The organism is Paracoccus zhejiangensis (assembly GCF_002847445.1).
In the GTDB taxonomy this organism is placed as follows: domain Bacteria; phylum Pseudomonadota; class Alphaproteobacteria; order Rhodobacterales; family Rhodobacteraceae; genus Paracoccus; species Paracoccus zhejiangensis.
Genome location: NZ_CP025430.1, coordinates 2,954,859 through 2,970,138, shown reverse-complemented (window position 1 = coordinate 2,970,138; position 15,280 = coordinate 2,954,859). Strand labels below are relative to the sequence as shown.

The following is a 15,280-nucleotide window of genomic DNA, read 5'->3' as shown; positions in this document are numbered from 1 at the left end:
CTTACGATGGGCAGCATTACGCTCAAGAACGTCCGCAAGGCCTTTGGCGATGTCGAAGTCATTCCCGGTGTGGATCTGGAAATCAACAATGGCGAATTCGTCGTCTTCGTCGGCCCCTCGGGCTGCGGCAAGTCGACCCTCTTGCGGCTGATCGCCGGGCTGGAAGATGTGACTTCGGGCCAGATCCAGATCGACGGCCAGGATGTCACCGATGCCGGTCCCGCCAAGCGCGGTCTGGCCATGGTGTTCCAGTCCTATGCGCTTTACCCGCATATGTCGGTCCGCAAGAACATCGCCTTCCCGCTGAAGATGGCCAAGATGCCCGAGGCCGAGCAGGAAAAGCGCGTCAGCCATGCGGCGAAGATCCTGAACCTCGACAGCTATCTGGACCGCAAGCCGGGGCAGCTCTCGGGCGGCCAGCGCCAGCGCGTCGCCATTGGCCGCGCCATCGTCCGCGAGCCATCGGCCTTCCTCTTCGACGAACCGCTGTCGAACCTCGATGCGGCGCTGCGCGTCAACATGCGGGTCGAGATCAGCGAGCTGCATAACAGCCTCAAGACCACGATGATCTACGTGACCCATGACCAGGTCGAGGCGATGACCATGGCCGACAAGATCGTCGTGCTTCGCGCCGGCAATGTCGAGCAGGTGGGAAGCCCGATGGAGCTTTATGCCCGCCCGGCCAACCGCTTCGTCGGGGGCTTCATCGGTTCGCCCAACATGAACTTCCTCGAAGGCGCGGCGGCGGCGGCCCATGGCGCCCATGCCATCGGCATCCGCCCCGAGCACTGGAAGCTGTCGACCAGCGAAGGCGACTATCCCGGCACCGTCGGCGTGGCCGAGCATCTGGGGTCCGACACCTTCCTGCATATCGATCTGGACAGCGGCGAGCATGTGATCGCCCGTGCCGAGGGTGAATTCCCGGTCCATCACGGCGACCGCATCTTCCTCAGCGCACAGGAAGGCCGGGTCTACAAGTTCGGCAAGGACGGGCTGGCACTGTGAAACGCTTGGATGGAAAATCCGCGCTGATCACCGGCGCGGCCCGCGGCATCGGCCTTGGCTTTGCCGCAGCCTACCTGCGTGAGGGGGCGCAGGTCGCCATCGCCGATATCAACCTCGAAGCCGCGGAAGCGGCGGCGGCTGAGATCGGCGATGGTGCCTATGCCGTCCGGCTGGACGTGAGCCAGCAGGACAGCATCGACGCGGCCATTGCGGCAGTGGTCGAGAAGACCGGCAAGCTCGATATCCTCATCAACAATGCCGCGCTGTTCGATGCGGCCGAGACGGTGGACATCACCCGGGCGAGCTATGACAAGCTCTATGCCGTCAACGTCGCGGGAACCTTGTTCACCATGCAGGCGGCGGCACGGCAGATGATCGCGCAGGGCCATGGCGGCAAGATCATCAACATGGCGAGCCAGGCCGGGCGGCGGGGTGAGCCGCTGGTGCTGGTCTATTGCTCGACCAAGGCGGCGGTCATCAGCATGACCCAGTCGGCGGGGCTGAACCTCATCAAGCATGGCATCAACGTCAATGCCATCGCCCCGGGCGTCGTCGATGGCGATCACTGGGTCCATGTGGACTCGATGTTCGCCAAGCTGGAAGGGAAGAAGCCCGGCCAGAAGAAGGCCGAAGTTGCCGCCGGCGTACCCGCAGGCCGCTTTGCCACCCCCGACGATTTGACCGGCATGGCCGTTTTCCTCGCCTCGGACGAGGCCAATTACATCGTCTCGCAATGCTACAACGTCGATGGCGGGCAGTGGATGAGCTGAGGCCCTGACGGGCATCGGCATCCTGCTTCCCCTCCATCCCAGACCACAGGTGACCTGATGGCGCAAAACCTTTCTGACGCGACCCTTTCCCAACTCGACTGCGCGGTTCCGGCCTATGACCGCCAGAGCCTGAGCGGCGGGATGCTGCATTTCGGCGTCGGCAATTTCCACCGCGCCCATCAGGCCGTCTATCTGGACCGGCTGATGAATGCCGGGCTGGGTCTTGATTTCGCCATCATCGGCGCCGGCGTCATGCCCGGCGACCAGCGGATGCGCGACACGCTGGCCGGGCAGGACAACCTCTATACCGTGGTCGAGCAATCGGCCGAGACCTCGCAGCCGCGCGTCATCGGCCCGATGATCGACTATATCGCGCCGGGCAATTCGGCGCAGGTGATCGCGCAGCTGGCCGATCCGGCCATCCGCATCGCCAGCCTGACCATCACCGAAGGCGGCTATTTCATCGACGCCAATACCGGCCATTTCGACCCGACCCACCCGGCCATTGCCGCCGATGGCGCCAATCCCGATGCACCGAAAACCGTGTTCGGCCTGCTGGTTGCCGGGCTGAAGGCCCGCCGCGCCGCCGGTCATCAGCCTTTCACCGTCATGTGCTGCGACAACATCCCGCATAACGGCTCGGTTACCCGCGAGGCGGTGGTCGAGACCGCGCGGCTCTCGGACCCTGAACTGGCGCTTTGGATCAAGGGCGATGTCGCCTTCCCCAATGGCATGGTTGATCGCATCACCCCGGCCACCAGCGACCGCGAGCGAGCGATGGTGCGCGACGAGTTCGGCATCGCCGACGACGCCCCGGTCTTCTGCGAGGACTTCATGCAATGGGTGCTGGAAGACAATTTCCCCGCCGGCCGCCCGCCGCTGGAAGAGGCCGGGGTCGAGTTCGTCGCCGATGTGACCCCTTGGGAATTGATGAAGATCCGCATCCTGAACGGAGGTCATGCGGTCATCGCCTATCCCGCCGGCCTGATGGATGTTCATTTCGTCCACGAGGCGATGCAAAACGATTTGGTGGCAGCCTTCCTCGAGAAGGTCGAAACCGACGAGATCATCCCCGCCGTGCCGCCGGTGCCGGGCACCGACCTCAATGCCTATTTCGCCAAGGTCAAGGAGCGCTGCGCCAACCCGAAGATCGGCGATACCGTGCGGCGGCTCTGCCTCGATGGCTCGAACCGGCAGCCGAAGTTCATCATCCCGACCATTGCCGACCGGCTGGCTCGCGATCTGCCGGTCGAGGGGCTGGCGCTGGAATCGGCCTTGTGGTGCCGCTACTGCGCCGGGACGACCGACAGCGGCGCGGTGATCGAGCCCAATGATCCCAGCTGGGACCGGCTGACCGAGACCGCGAAGGCGGCGAAGGATGACCCGTCCGTCTGGCTCGGCATGGCCGACATCTATGGCGCTACGGGCCGCGATCCGCGCTTTGCCGAGGCTTTCGGCAACTGGTTGAACGCATTGTGGCGCGACGGCACCGCGGCGACGCTGCGCCGCTATCTCGGCGGGTAAGCGGCGGATGGGCCGGGCGCTGATCTTCGATTGCGACGGCGTGCTGGTGGACAGCGAGGTGCTGTCGATGGGCGAGCTGATGCGGCTGATCCGCAACCGCGACCTGCCCATCTCGGAACGCGAGGCCTATGACCTGTTCCTCGGCACCTCGACCAGCCACGAGATCAGCTATCTGCGCGAGCGTTTCGGCATCGACATCACCGAGGACCTGTCGGCGCTGCGCGACCGGCTGGCCGACCGCTTCCGGGTGGACCTGCTGGCCATCCCCGGCATCGAACAGGCGCTCAGCCGGCTTGGCGGGCCGCGTGCCGTCGCCTCATCCAGCAACCCGGACCGGCTGCGCCTGTCGCTGGGGCTGACCGGGCTCTGGGATCATTTTGCCCCGCATGTCTATTCCGCGACCATGGTCAAGCACGGCAAGCCGGCGCCCGACCTGTTCCTGATGGCCGCCGAGCGGCTTGGCGCCGCGCCCGAGGATTGCGTGGTGATCGAGGACAGTCCGGCCGGCATCCGCGCCGCCCGTGCCGCCGGAATGCGCGTCGTGGGCTTTCTGGGCGGCGCCCATGCCCGTCCGGCGCGGCTGGCCGAGAAGCTGGCGGCGCTGGAGCCCAACGCGCTGGTTGAACATGCAGCCGATCTGCCCGAAACTCTCAGCCGGATGGGCTAGGGGGACGGAATTGCTGTTCAGCGCCGTTGACGTAGGCAGCGCCCGCGCGCGGGCGGCGATCTTTGGGCCGGATGGCCGGCTGCTGGCCCGGGCAAGCCACGGATTTTCCACCAGAACCGACCCGGACGGGCGCGCCGGATACGAGTTTGCCGAGATTTGGCAGGCCGTCGCGGATGCGCTGCGCGAGGCGCAGAACATGGCCGGGGTGTCGGCAGAGGACATCTCGGCGCTGGCCTTCGACGCGACCTGTTCGCTCTATGTCGATGCGCCGGGCTTTGCCCCCGACGTGATCGCCTGGCATGACCACCGCGCCACCGTCGAGGCCGAGGAGTTGAGCGCCACCGGCCATCCGCTGGCCGCTCGGGCCGGGGGGCAGGTCTCGCCCGAGATGCAGACGCCCAAGCTGATGTGGCTGGCGCGCCACCGCCCCGAGGCCTGGGCCGGGCTGACCGCCGTGCGCGATCTTGGGGACCAGCTGGCCTATGCCGCGACCGGGCAGGACAACAGGTCGCTCTGCACCATGGTGGCGAAATGGCCCTATATCGCCGAGGCCGGTGGCTGGCAGCAGGGGCTGATGGCGGGGCTGGGGCTGGTGGACCTGCCACGGGGCGGGGCGGTTCTGGCGCCGGGCGCGCCGATCGGGGCGCTGCAGGCCGATGCGGCGGACCGGCTGGGGCTGACCACCGGATGCCGGGTCGCCGCCGGGCTGATCGATGCCTTCGCCGGGGCGCTGGGGGCAGCCTCGGATATGCCGGTGCTGATCGCCGGCACCTCGAATTGCGTGATGGCGGCGGATGTGCCGCAGAAACCGGCGATCTGGGGTCCCTATCCCGATGCGATCCTGCCCGGCGAGGCGGTCAGCGAGGGCGGGCAATCCGCCACCGGCGCGCTTCTGGACCGCGTCCGCCAGTGTTACCCCGAACCGCAAAGCCACGGCCAGATTCTCGCCCGCCTGCATCCCGAGCGGCAGGAGCCGGGCGCGGGCCTGCATGTCCTGCCCGATATCAAGGGCAGCCGCACGCCCTTTGCCGATCCGCTGGTGCGGGGCGTGATCCACGGCGCCACGCTGGATCGCAGCGAGGCGGCGCTGGACGCGCTTTACTGGCGGGCGGCGGTGGGGATCGCGCTGGGGACGCGGCAGGTGATCGAGCATATGGGGCTGGGGCAGCCCTCCCGTCTGGCCATGGCCGGCGGTCAGGCCCGCTCGCCGCTGATGCGCCAGCTTTATGCCGATGTGACCGGGGCCGAGATCCACTGGCAGCCCGAGGATGCGGTGCTGCGGGGCGCCGCCATCGCCGCCGCCGCCCCGCATCTGGGCGGCATCCGCGCCGCGCGCGAGGTGTTCGCCCTGCCCGCGCAGATCACCCGCCCCGATCCGGCGGCACAGGCCCGGCGCGAACGGGACTGGCAGATTTTCCGGCGACTGCAGCAGCACCGCGCCGAAATCGACGCGATCGAGGCCGGATCTCCGCAATAGGCGCTGGCCTCACCTGTAAATTTGGTATACCAGAATTGCAGACTGGCTGGGAGGGCGGATGATGCGGCTGCAGGGCAAGACGATTCTGATCACGGCGGCGGGGCAGGGCATGGGGCGCGCCTCGGCCATCGCCTGCGCGGCCGAGGGGGCGACGGTCTGGGCGACCGACCGCGATCCGGGGCTGCTTGAGGGGCTCGAGGAGCACGGCATCCGCATCGCCGCTCTGGACGTGACCGACCGCAGCGCCATTGCCGCGCTGGCCGCGGAACTGCCGCCGCTGGACGGGATCTTCAACTGCGCCGGCATCGTGGTGAACGGCACCATCGAGACAACCACGGTCGAGGACTGGGATCTCAGCTTCATCCTGAACGTCGACGGCATGTTCCACCTGACGCGCGCCGTGCTGCCGGGGATGCTGCAGCGCGCCGGGGAAACCGGCAGCGTGTCGATCGTGAACATGGCCTCGATGTGTTCCTCGATCAAAGGCTTCGTGAACCGCTGCGCCTATGGCACCTCGAAGGCGGCGGTGATCGGGCTGACCAAGTCCATCGCCGCCGATTACGTCACCCGAGGCGTCCGCGCCAATGCGATCTGCCCCGGCACGGTCGACACGCCCAGCCTGCGCGGCCGCATCGCATCGGCGGCTGACCCGGTGCAGGCGGAGAAAGACTTTATCGCCCGCCAGCCCATGGGGCGCCTTGCCACGGTCGAGGATATGACGCCCATTGTCGTCTATCTGCTGTCCGATGAAAGCCGGTTCGTGACCGGTCAGGCCATTCTGGTCGATGGCGGCGTGACGATCTGAGCGAGATTCGAGGAGGAAGCGATGAAACTGCTGCGCTATGGCCCCGCCGGGGCGGAAAAGCCGGGACTGCTGGACGATCAGGGACAGGTGCGCGACCTGTCGGGCCATGTGGCTGATCTGGCGAGCGAGGTGCTGACCCCCGCCGGGCTGGCGAAACTGGCCGCCATCGATCCGGCCTCGCTGCCGGTGGTGCCGGGCAAGCCGCAACAGGACCTGCGCCTTGGTGCCTGCGTCGGCGGGGTGGGGAAATTCATCGCCATCGGGCTGAACTATGCCGACCATGCCGCCGAAAGCGGCCTCGCCGTGCCTGACGAGCCGGTGGTCTTCAACAAGTGGATCACCTGCATCTGCGGCCCGGATGATGATGTCGTCATCCCCAAAGGCTCGACCAAGACCGACTGGGAGGTCGAGCTGGGCGTGGTCATCGGTCAGGGCGGCACCGATATTGCCGAGGCCGATGCGCTGAACCATGTCGCCGGCTATTGCGTCATCAACGACGTGAGCGAGCGCGAATGGCAGATCGAGCGCGGCGCCACCTGGGACAAGGGTAAGGGCTTCGACACCTTCGGCCCGATCGGCCCCTGGCTCGTCACCCGCGACGAGATCGCCGATCCGCAGAAACTGGGCCTCTGGCTCGAGGTCGATGGACACCGCTATCAGAACGGCAATACCGCGACGATGGTGTTCGGCGTGGCCGCGCTGGTCGCCTATTGCTCGCGCTTCATGCGGCTGATGCCGGGCGATGTCATCACCACCGGCACCCCGCCGGGCGTCGGGCTGGGGCAGAAACCGCCGGTCTACCTGCGTCCCGGCCAAACCATCCGTCTTGGGATTGATGGTCTGGGCGAACAGACCCAGCGCACCACCGGCGGCTGAGCCGGCGCGACATGCTGCGCTCCGGCCGCACTCGACCTGCGGCCGGAGCGTTACCCCTCCAGCAGTTCCAGAAGCTCGATCCGGTTGCCAAAGGGATCATCGACATAGATCCGGCTGATGCCCGGAAGGTCGATTTCGCTGCGAAACTCCAGCCCCTGCGCCCGCAAGGCAGTTTTTGCCTCTTCCAGCGAGCTAACCCGCAAGGCCGGATGCGCCTTCCGGGCCGGGGCAAAGGGGTGTTCCACGCCAAGATGCAGGCGCACGGCTCCGGTCTCGAACCAGACCCCACCGCGTCCCTGCAGGGCCTCGGGCTTTGGAACCTCGGTCAGGCCCAGCACGCCGCCATAGAAACCGCGTGCCAGATCCTCGCCACCTGCGGGCATTGCCAGCTGGACGTGGTGCAGGTCGCGGATGAAACTAATATTGTATGCCATCGCATGCGAATATGCCCGGCCGTTGCCAGCCGGGCAAATGATTTCGGCGATTGTCGCGGCTGACTACTCCGCCGCCTCGGCATAGCTCTCCAGCGGCGGGCAGGTGCAGATCAGGTTCCGGTCGCCATAGGCATTGTCGACGCGGCCGACCGGCGGCCAGTATTTGTCGACGCGGAAGGCGCCTGCGGGGAAGCAGCCCTGCTCGCGGCTATAGGCGCGGTCCCAGTCGGCGACCAGATCCTCGACCGTGTGCGGGGCGTGGCGCAGCGGGCTGTCTTCCGCCTTCATCCGGCCCTCGGCGACCTCGGTGATCTCGTCCCGGATCGCCATCAGCGCGGTGATGAAGCGGTCGATCTCGGCCTTGGTCTCGGACTCGGTCGGTTCCACCATCAGCGTGCCGGCGACCGGCCAACTCATCGTGGGCGCGTGGAAGCCGTTATCGATCAGCCGCTTGGCTATGTCATCCACGGTCACCCCATGCTCGGCAAAGGGGCGGGTGTCGAGGATGCATTCATGCGCCACCCGTCCGCGATTGCCCATGAACAGGATCGGATAGGCCCCGGCCAGCCGGCTGGCGATGTAATTGGCGTTCAGGATCGCCACCCGCGTCGCCTGCGTCAGCCCCTCGCCGCCCATCATCAGGATATACGCCCAGGAAATGAGCAGGATCGAGGCCGAGCCATAGGGGGCGGCCGAGACCGCGCCGGACTCTTCCTTGCGCGGGTCGCCGGGCAGGTAGGGGGCCAGATGGCCCTTGACCCCGATGGGGCCCATGCCCGGGCCGCCGCCGCCATGGGGGATGGCAAAGGTCTTGTGCAGGTTCAGGTGGCTGACATCGCCGCCGATCTCGCCCGGCTTCACCAGCCCGACCAGCGCGTTCATGTTGGCGCCGTCGATATAGACCTGCCCGCCATGATCATGGGTGATCTCGCAGACCTGCCGCACGGTATCCTCGAAGACGCCATGGGTGCTGGGATAGGTGATCATCACCGCCGCCAGCTTGTCGCCGGCCTGTTTCGCCTTGTCGGCGAAATCTTCCAGATCGATATCGCCATTGGGGGCGGATTTCACCACCACGACCTTCATCCCGCACATCTGCGCCGAGGCCGGGTTGGTGCCATGGGCCGAAACCGGGATCAGGCAGATATCGCGCTGGTCATCGCCGTTGGCGCGGTGGAAGGCCTGAATGGTCAGAAGGCCGGCATATTCGCCCTGCGCGCCGCTGTTCGGCTGCATCGAGAAGGCGTCATAGCCGGTGATCTCGCAGAGCTTTTCCTCGAGGTCGGCGATCGCCTCGACATAGCCAAGCGTCTGATGGCGCGGCGCAAAGGGGTGCAGCGCGCCAAATTCGGGCCAGGTGATCGGCATCATCTCGGCGGCTGCGTTCAGCTTCATGGTGCAGGAGCCAAGCGGGATCATCGCCCGGTCCAGCGCCAGATCGCGGTCCGAGAGCCGGCGCATATAGCGCATCATCTCGGATTCGGCCCGGTTCATGTGGAAGACCGGGTGGGTCAGGTAATCGGTCTCGCGCAAGAGCGCATCGGGCAGGATCGGGGTTGTGGCCGGCTCGGCTGCCTCGTCGATGCCGAAGGCGTCCAGCAGACGCGCGATGACGCCGGCATCGGTGGTCTCGTCAACCGAAATGCCAACGCGGTCGCGGCCGACCTGGCGCAGGTTGATGCCGCGCTGTTCGGCGGCGGCTAGGATGCCGGCCTGACCGACGCCGACCTTGACGGTGATGGTGTCAAAAAACACCTCGGGCGCCACATCGGCCCCGGCGGCGCGCAGCGCATTGGCGATGGTCACGGCGGTCAGGTGCACCCGCTGCGCAATGGCGCGCAGGCCCACCGGGCCGTGGAAGACGGCATAGAAGCTGGCCATGACCGCCAGCAGCGCCTGCGCGGTGCAGACATTGCTGGTCGCCTTCTCGCGGCGGATATGCTGTTCGCGGGTCTGCAGAGACAGGCGATAGGCCTTGTTGCCCGAGGCGTCGATGCTGACGCCCACGATCCGGCCCGGCATGGTACGCTTCAGCGCGTCGCGGCAGGACATGAAGGCGGCATGCGGGCCGCCATAGCCCATCGGCACGCCGAACCGCTGCGCCGAGCCGACGGCGATATCCGCCCCCATCTCGCCCGGCGATTTCAGCAGGCACAGCGCCAGGAGGTCGGTGGCGAGGATCGCCAGCGCGCCTGCGGCATGCAGCGCCTCGATCTCGGGGGTCACGTCGCGGACATGGCCGTAGGTGCCGGGATACTGGAAGATCGCGCCGAAGACCTCGGCGGGCTTCAGATCGTCGATCGAGCCCTTGACGATGCGGATGCCCAGGGGCGCGGCGCGGGTCTCGATCACCGAGATGGTCTGCGGATGCAGGTCATGGGCGACGAAGAAGGCATCGGTTTTCGCCTTGGACTGGCGCTGCGCCATGGCCATAGCCTCCGCCGCCGCCGTCGCTTCGTCCAGAAGGCTGGCATTCGCCACCGGCAGCCCGGTCAGGTCGGCGACCATGGTCTGGTAGTTCAGCAGCGCCTCGAGCCGGCCCTGCGCGATCTCGGGCTGATAGGGCGTGTAGGCCGTGTACCAGGCCGGGTTCTCGAAGATGTTGCGCTGGATCGCGGGCGGCGTGACGGTGCCGTAATAGCCCTGACCGATCAGGCTGTTCATCACCTTGTTCTTCTTGGCGACCTCTTCCATCCGCGCCAGCAGCGCAGCTTCAGAGAGCGCCGGCCAGGTCAGCGGCGTGGCCTGCCGGATCGCCTGTGGCACAGTCTGGTCGATCAGCGCGTTCAGACTGTCGGCGCCGACGGCCTTCAGCATCTCGGCCATCTCGGCGGGCGAGGGGCCGATATGGCGGCGGTTGGCGAAATCATCGGGGTTGTAGTCGGTGGGATTCCAGCGGGTCATCGGCAGCATCCAATCCATCAGCAAGGCCGCGAAACGGGCCCCATCATCCGTGCAAAAATTATCCGTGGTGGTCCGGGGGCAGACAGCCCCCGGGGCCTTTGGCTAAGCCGATCAGCCGATCAGCGCCTGGTAGGCGGCTTCGTCCATGAACCCGTCCATGGCGCCGGCATCCGTCGGCGCGATCTTGAAGAACCAGGCGCCCATCGGATCGCCGTTCACATCGCCTGGCGCGTCGGCAAGGGCGCTGTTCACGGCGGTGATCTTGCCCGCGACCGGGGCGGTGATGTCCGAGGCGGCCTTGACCGATTCGATCACCACGACCTCTTCGCCCGCCGCCACCTCGCGGCCTTCCTCGGGCAGTTCGATGAACACCACGTCGCCCAGTTGCTCGCTGGCATGGGCGGTGATGCCCACGACGATCTCGCCGCCCTCGGCGCGCAGCCATTCGTGGTCTTCGGTAAATTTCAGCATGGGAAGCGTCCTCAGCGTTTGTAGGAAGGAGTGATGAAGGGCAGGGCGGTCACGCGCACCGGCATCCGCTTGCCCCGGACCTCGGCCCAGACAAGGCTGCCAGTGGAGAGCGCGGCAGGCAGGTAGGCCATGGCGACCGGACCGCCGACCGAGGGGCCGAAGCCGCCCGAGCAGACCTCGCCGATCTCGACGCCACCGATCTCGGCGTCGAAGATGGTCACGCCCTCGCGGATCGGCGCCCGGCCTTCGGGCGTCAAGCCCACGCGGCGGCTGGCCGCGCCGTCCTGCACCTGGCCCAGCACCTTGTCCGCGCCCGGAAAGCCGCCGGCGCGCGCACCGCCCGAACGGCGGGCCTTGCCGATGGACCAGGCCAGCCCGGCCTCGACCGGCGTCGTCTCTTCGGTCAGGTCATGGCCGTAAAGCGGCATCCCGGCCTCGAGCCGCAGGCTGTCGCGGGCGGCAAGGCCGATGGGCAGCACTTCGGGATAATCCATCAGCGTCTCGACGAAAGCGGTCAGGCTGGCCTCGGGGATCGAGATCTCGAACCCGTCCTCACCGGTATAGCCCGAACGCGAGACCCAGAGCTCGGCCCCCTGCCAGTCGAAACTCGCCACGTCCATGAAGGCCATGGCCGAGACGCCGGGCAATTGCCGTTCCAGCACCTCGACCGCCTTCGGTCCCTGCAGGGCGATGAGGCCGCGATCGGTGATCGGCTGCACCTCGACGCCCGCCAGCGTCTGCAGATGCGGAATGTCGTGATCGGCGCGGGCGGCGTTCACCACCAGAATATAGTGATCGCCGCGATTGGCGAACATCAGGTCATCCAGGATACCGCCTTCCGCGTTGGTGAAGAGGCCGTAACGCTGCCGCCCCTCGGGTAGGCCCAGCACATCGGCCGGGATCAACGTTTCCAGCGCCAGCGCCGCAGAGGCCAGATCGCCATCCTTCGGCAGGATCTTCACCTGGCCCATATGCGACACGTCGAAGAGGCCGGCATGGGCGCGCGTATGCAGATGCTCGGTCAGCACCCCGGTCGGGAATTGCACGGGCATTTCCCAACCGGCAAAGGGCACCATCTTGGCACCTTCGGCGACATGCAGGTCATAAAGACCGGTTCGATTCAGTTCCTCGGCCATCGGCCCTCCCTTACATGGCGCCGGTGGTCCGGCATCTGTCAACCGGCACGCTGCCAGCCCTAGATGCCCCCTCTGTCCTTGCCCGCGATGCAGGCGCCTGAGATCGTTATCCCTTCGGCGGGCCTTGCGGCCACTCTCCAGAGTTCAGTCAGGAAGACGGTCCTTTTGCCTGAGAGTTCGCCGGGGCGGCTGCTCCTTCGGCACCGGCACGAGGCCGGATTCTCCCGAGTTCCTGCTGCTGAGAGGTAGCCGCTGCCTTGCCGCAAGGCAAGACCTTTGTCGCAGACGGCACGGGATGCGACGCTTTTGACCACCTTGCCGAAACCCCGGAAGATTGACAGCTGCCACCCCGCCGCGCGACATAGGCGGCAACGCGACGAGGCCGGCTTGACCCGAAAATTCTTCCAGATCGGCTTCAACAAATGCGGCACCACCTTCATCGAGCGGTTGTTCCGCTTGAACGGCATCCCGGTCCGCCATTGGGAAAAGGGCGCGCTGGCCGAGGATATCGCCTATTCGAAACTGACCGGGCGCGCGCCGCTGCGGCGATGGGCCGACACGGTTGCCTTCACCGACATGGAATCGGTGCGCTTCGTCCACGCTCCGGTGATCGAGGCGTTCCGCGATTTCGCCTATCTTGACCGCTGCTTTCCGGGCGCGGTCTTCCTGTTGAACACCCGGCGGGTCGAGGACTGGATCGCCAGCCGCTATCGCCATCAGGGCGGCAGCTATGCCCGCGCCCATGCGATGAACCGGGGGGTCGCACTGGCGGATCTGGGCGATCTGTGGCGGGCGGACTGGGACGCGCATCTGGCCGCCTGTCGCGCCCATTTCGGGGACCGGCCCGAATTCATCGAGATCGACATCGACGCCGCCGAACCCGAGGATTACCGCCGCGCGCTGTCGCGCTGGTTCGACCTGCCAAAGATTCCCGACCTGCCCGGCGTGGGCCGGGTGGAAAGCCGCAAGGCCTATGCCGCCGAGGTCACGGCCATGCTGGCCGCGCGGCAGCCGGGTTCGGGGATCGACGAAGAGGCGCGCGAGCGCATGGCCACCTCGCTGGCCCGCTTTGCCGTCCCCGCCCGGATCGAAACCGGACCGCGCGATCTGCCCGGCATCACCCGCTTTGACGCCGCCCTTGGCGAGCTGCGCAATGCGGCCGGCGATCTGCTGCCGATCCGGCGCATGGAGACGGGGCGCTACCTCGCCGACCCGCTGCAACCCGGCCATCTGCTGATCGCGGCGGCGGCGAATGACATCGCGGAACTGGTGGATCGAGGGGTCTATCACCTCGACATGCGCGATGACTGCCTGATCGGCACCTCGCCCCGCACCGCCAGCGGCGGCCCGGTCCTCACCCCCAGCCGGCGCGAAGGGGCGGCGAATGTGTTTCTCTGGCCGATGCCACGCTTTCACCGGCTGGGGAACAACGCCTTCCTTGGCCCGGACCCCAATGCGGTGACGCAGCTGGACCAGCGGCTTGACCGGGCGATCTGGCAGGGCGGACTATCGGGCTATGCGCCTGGTGCGAACGGTCCGGGGCTGATGCGCCCGGCCCACCGCGCCGTTGACCTGATCCTGAGAAGCGAGGAGGGCAGTCCGCGCCATCAGGCGGCGCTGGCCGATCTGCAGGAAAACAGCCGCATCGCCTTCGTGCGGCGCTGGCAGGGGTCGGGGGATGTCGATGTGCGACTTATCCCCGAGGCGCGCGCGGCGCAGGCGCTGCGCAAGGCCGGGCTGGGGTCGCTGATCTTTACCGACGCGGCGGGGGATGCATTGCACAGCCACCGCTTCACCATCTGCCTCGGCGGCGCGCCGCTGGCCGAGGAATTCCTGCCCGCGCTGAACGCGGGGGGAGTGGTGCTGAAGGAAGAGGATGGCTGGCAGCTTTACCATTCCGGGGTGATCCGTCCGTGGGAGCATTACATTCCGCTGGACTACGGCGCCGGCGATCTGGCCGACAAGCTGGACTGGGCGCGCGAGAACCCGCGCGCCTGCGCCCGCATGGTCGCCGCTGCGCACCGGGTCTGCGCGGCGCTGGCCGATCCTGCGGGACGTCGGCGGCATCTGGCGCTGGTTCTTGAAGGTTACCGCGCGGCCACCGGGCAGGACTGAGCCGGATCAGAGCTTGGGAAAGACAAACACCCGGTCGCGGCGCAGCATCAGCCACATCGGCGTGCCGGGCGGCGGCAGGAAGACGCCGGGCACGGTGGCGGTCAGCGCGATGGCATCCTCGTCGGTGACGAACTCGACCAGCGATTCCCGGCCAAGGTAACGGGCGCGGGTGACGCGGGCATGGGCGGCGGTGCCGTTTTCCGGCGTCGGCGCCGGCCCCTGCCCGTTGCGGTCGAAATCGATCTTCAGATGCTGCGGCCGGATGACGATTTCGACCTCGGAGCCGTCGGGCACGCCCGGCGTCAGGAATTCACCGAAGGGCGTGTGGGTCAGCGCACCCTTGACCCGGCCCGAGAGGACGTTGAGGTCGCTGAAAAACCCCGCCACCTTGCGATCCGCCGGCGCGTTATAGAGGTTATAGGGCGCGCCCTGCTGGACGATGCGGCCATCGCGCATCAAGAGGATCTGGTCGGCCATGCGCATCGCCTCATGCGGCTCATGCGTGACCAGAAGGACGGCGGTGCCTTCGTCTTTGAGCAGCGCCAGCGTCTCGTCGCGGATGCCGTCGCGCAACCGCTCGTCGAGGCCCGAGAAGGGTTCGTCCATCATGAGCACGCGCGGACGCGGCGCCAAGGCCCTGACCAGCGCCACCCGCTGGCTTTCGCCGCCCGACAGCTCGTGCGGGTAGCTGTCGATATGGCTGCCCATCTGCACCCGGTCCAAGAGTTCCGCCACACGCCGCCGGTTCGCCCCCGCCCCGCCCTTCAGGCCAAAGGCGACATTCTCGGCCACCGAGAGATGCGGGAAAAGCGCGAAATCCTGAAACATCAGACCGATGGCGCGTTGCTCGGGCGGGATGCGCAAGCCGTCATCGCTGACGGTGCGGCCATCGACGGTGATGCGGCCCTCATCCTGCGTATCGACGCCGGCGACGATCCTGAGCGTGGTCGACTTGCCGCAGCCCGAGGGACCCAGCAGGCAGGCGACCTGCCCGGCCGGCACCGCGAAGCTGACGTCATCCACCACCGCGCGGCCAGCAAAGCGGCGGGTCAGGTTCTGAACTTCAAGGCGCGGAGGGGTCGACACGGGACTGCCA

General features: G+C 67.2%; 13 protein-coding genes and 1 riboswitch. Of the genes, 8 read left to right on the top strand and 5 right to left on the bottom strand.

Annotated features, from left to right (window positions below; genetic code table 11):
* Positions 1 to 6: 6 nt before the first annotated feature.
* The 7 genes from CX676_RS14300 to CX676_RS14270 all read left to right on the top strand — a co-directional run bounded on the left by CX676_RS14300 (position 7) and on the right by CX676_RS14270 (position 7,124).
* The gene (locus CX676_RS14300; protein ID WP_101753219.1) at positions 7 to 1,005 is read left to right on the top strand and encodes an ABC transporter ATP-binding protein; all 999 of its coding nucleotides are present in this window, start codon (positions 7 to 9) and stop codon (positions 1,003 to 1,005) included.
* Positions 1,002 to 1,775 carry an L-iditol 2-dehydrogenase gene (locus CX676_RS14295; RefSeq protein ID WP_101753218.1) on the top strand — a complete coding sequence of 258 codons (774 nt, stop codon included), beginning with the start codon at positions 1,002 to 1,004 and terminating at the stop codon, positions 1,773 to 1,775. Before CX676_RS14300 ends, CX676_RS14295 begins: the two co-directional genes overlap by 4 nt.
* 57 nt (positions 1,776 to 1,832) lie before the next feature.
* The gene (locus CX676_RS14290; RefSeq protein WP_101753217.1) at positions 1,833 to 3,299 is read left to right on the top strand and encodes a mannitol dehydrogenase family protein; all 1,467 of its coding nucleotides are present in this window, start codon (positions 1,833 to 1,835) and stop codon (positions 3,297 to 3,299) included.
* Between the two features lie 7 nt (positions 3,300 to 3,306).
* Positions 3,307 to 3,966: an HAD family hydrolase gene (locus CX676_RS14285; RefSeq protein ID WP_101753216.1), complete on the top strand. Its 660-nt coding sequence runs from the start codon at positions 3,307 to 3,309 to the stop codon at positions 3,964 to 3,966.
* A 10-nt stretch (positions 3,967 to 3,976) separates the two neighbouring features.
* Positions 3,977 to 5,443 carry an FGGY-family carbohydrate kinase gene (locus CX676_RS14280; RefSeq protein WP_101753215.1) on the top strand — a complete coding sequence of 489 codons (1,467 nt, stop codon included), beginning with the start codon at positions 3,977 to 3,979 and terminating at the stop codon, positions 5,441 to 5,443.
* A gap of 61 nt (positions 5,444 to 5,504) precedes the next feature.
* On the top strand, positions 5,505 to 6,248 hold the full coding sequence (locus tag CX676_RS14275) for an SDR family oxidoreductase (protein ID WP_101754353.1): 744 nt from the start codon (positions 5,505 to 5,507) through the stop codon (positions 6,246 to 6,248).
* A 21-nt stretch (positions 6,249 to 6,269) separates the two neighbouring features.
* Positions 6,270 to 7,124 (top strand): ureidoglycolate lyase, encoded by an 855-nt coding sequence (locus CX676_RS14270; RefSeq protein ID WP_101753214.1) that lies wholly within the window; start codon positions 6,270 to 6,272, stop codon positions 7,122 to 7,124.
* 50 nt (positions 7,125 to 7,174) lie between these two features.
* On the opposite strand, the gene CX676_RS14265 is transcribed toward CX676_RS14270, so the two are convergent.
* From CX676_RS14265 to gcvT, 4 genes are all read right to left on the bottom strand, one after another.
* Positions 7,175 to 7,558 (bottom strand): VOC family protein, encoded by a 384-nt coding sequence (locus tag CX676_RS14265; RefSeq protein ID WP_101753213.1) that lies wholly within the window; start codon positions 7,556 to 7,558, stop codon positions 7,175 to 7,177.
* Positions 7,559 to 7,621: 63 nt separating this feature from the next.
* Positions 7,622 to 10,462 (bottom strand): aminomethyl-transferring glycine dehydrogenase, encoded by a 2,841-nt coding sequence (gene gcvP / locus CX676_RS14260; RefSeq protein WP_101754352.1) that lies wholly within the window; start codon positions 10,460 to 10,462, stop codon positions 7,622 to 7,624.
* A 111-nt stretch (positions 10,463 to 10,573) separates the two neighbouring features.
* Positions 10,574 to 10,930: a glycine cleavage system protein GcvH gene (gene gcvH / locus CX676_RS14255; protein WP_101754351.1), complete on the bottom strand. Its 357-nt coding sequence runs from the start codon at positions 10,928 to 10,930 to the stop codon at positions 10,574 to 10,576.
* Positions 10,931 to 10,944: 14 nt separating this feature from the next.
* A complete protein-coding gene (gcvT, locus tag CX676_RS14250) occupies positions 10,945 to 12,069 on the bottom strand; it encodes a glycine cleavage system aminomethyltransferase GcvT (RefSeq protein ID WP_101753212.1) in 1,125 nt (374 codons plus the stop codon).
* A gap of 147 nt (positions 12,070 to 12,216) precedes the next feature.
* A riboswitch (glycine riboswitch) is annotated at positions 12,217 to 12,306 on the bottom strand.
* Between the two features lie 150 nt (positions 12,307 to 12,456).
* Here gcvT and CX676_RS14245 point away from each other — a divergent pair.
* Positions 12,457 to 14,184, top strand: a complete 1,728-nt coding sequence (locus CX676_RS14245; RefSeq protein WP_157935949.1) for a glycosyltransferase family protein — start codon at positions 12,457 to 12,459, stop codon at positions 14,182 to 14,184.
* A gap of 6 nt (positions 14,185 to 14,190) precedes the next feature.
* Here the strand turns inward: CX676_RS14245 and CX676_RS14240 are convergent, their stop codons facing one another.
* Entirely contained in the window at positions 14,191 to 15,270 is a 1,080-nt protein-coding gene (locus tag CX676_RS14240) for an ABC transporter ATP-binding protein (RefSeq protein ID WP_101753210.1), read from the bottom strand.
* Positions 15,271 to 15,280: the final 10 nt, after the last annotated feature.

Excerpts from the sequence above, each read along its gene's own strand:
- CX676_RS14300 (WP_101753219.1), top strand. The coding sequence starts at position 7 with ATGGGCAGCATTACGCTCAAGAACGTCCGCAAGGCCTTTGGCGATGTC.
- CX676_RS14270 (WP_101753214.1), top strand. The coding sequence starts at position 6,270 with ATGAAACTGCTGCGCTATGGCCCCGCCGGGGCGGAAAAGCCGGGACTG.
- gcvT (WP_101753212.1), bottom strand. The coding sequence starts at position 12,069 with ATGGCCGAGGAACTGAATCGAACCGGTCTTTATGACCTGCATGTCGCC.
- CX676_RS14290 (WP_101753217.1), top strand. The coding sequence starts at position 1,833 with ATGGCGCAAAACCTTTCTGACGCGACCCTTTCCCAACTCGACTGCGCG.
- gcvP (WP_101754352.1), bottom strand. The coding sequence starts at position 10,462 with ATGACCCGCTGGAATCCCACCGACTACAACCCCGATGATTTCGCCAAC.
- CX676_RS14285 (WP_101753216.1), top strand. The coding sequence starts at position 3,307 with ATGGGCCGGGCGCTGATCTTCGATTGCGACGGCGTGCTGGTGGACAGC.
- CX676_RS14275 (WP_101754353.1), top strand. The coding sequence starts at position 5,505 with ATGCGGCTGCAGGGCAAGACGATTCTGATCACGGCGGCGGGGCAGGGC.
- CX676_RS14265 (WP_101753213.1), bottom strand. The coding sequence starts at position 7,558 with ATGGCATACAATATTAGTTTCATCCGCGACCTGCACCACGTCCAGCTG.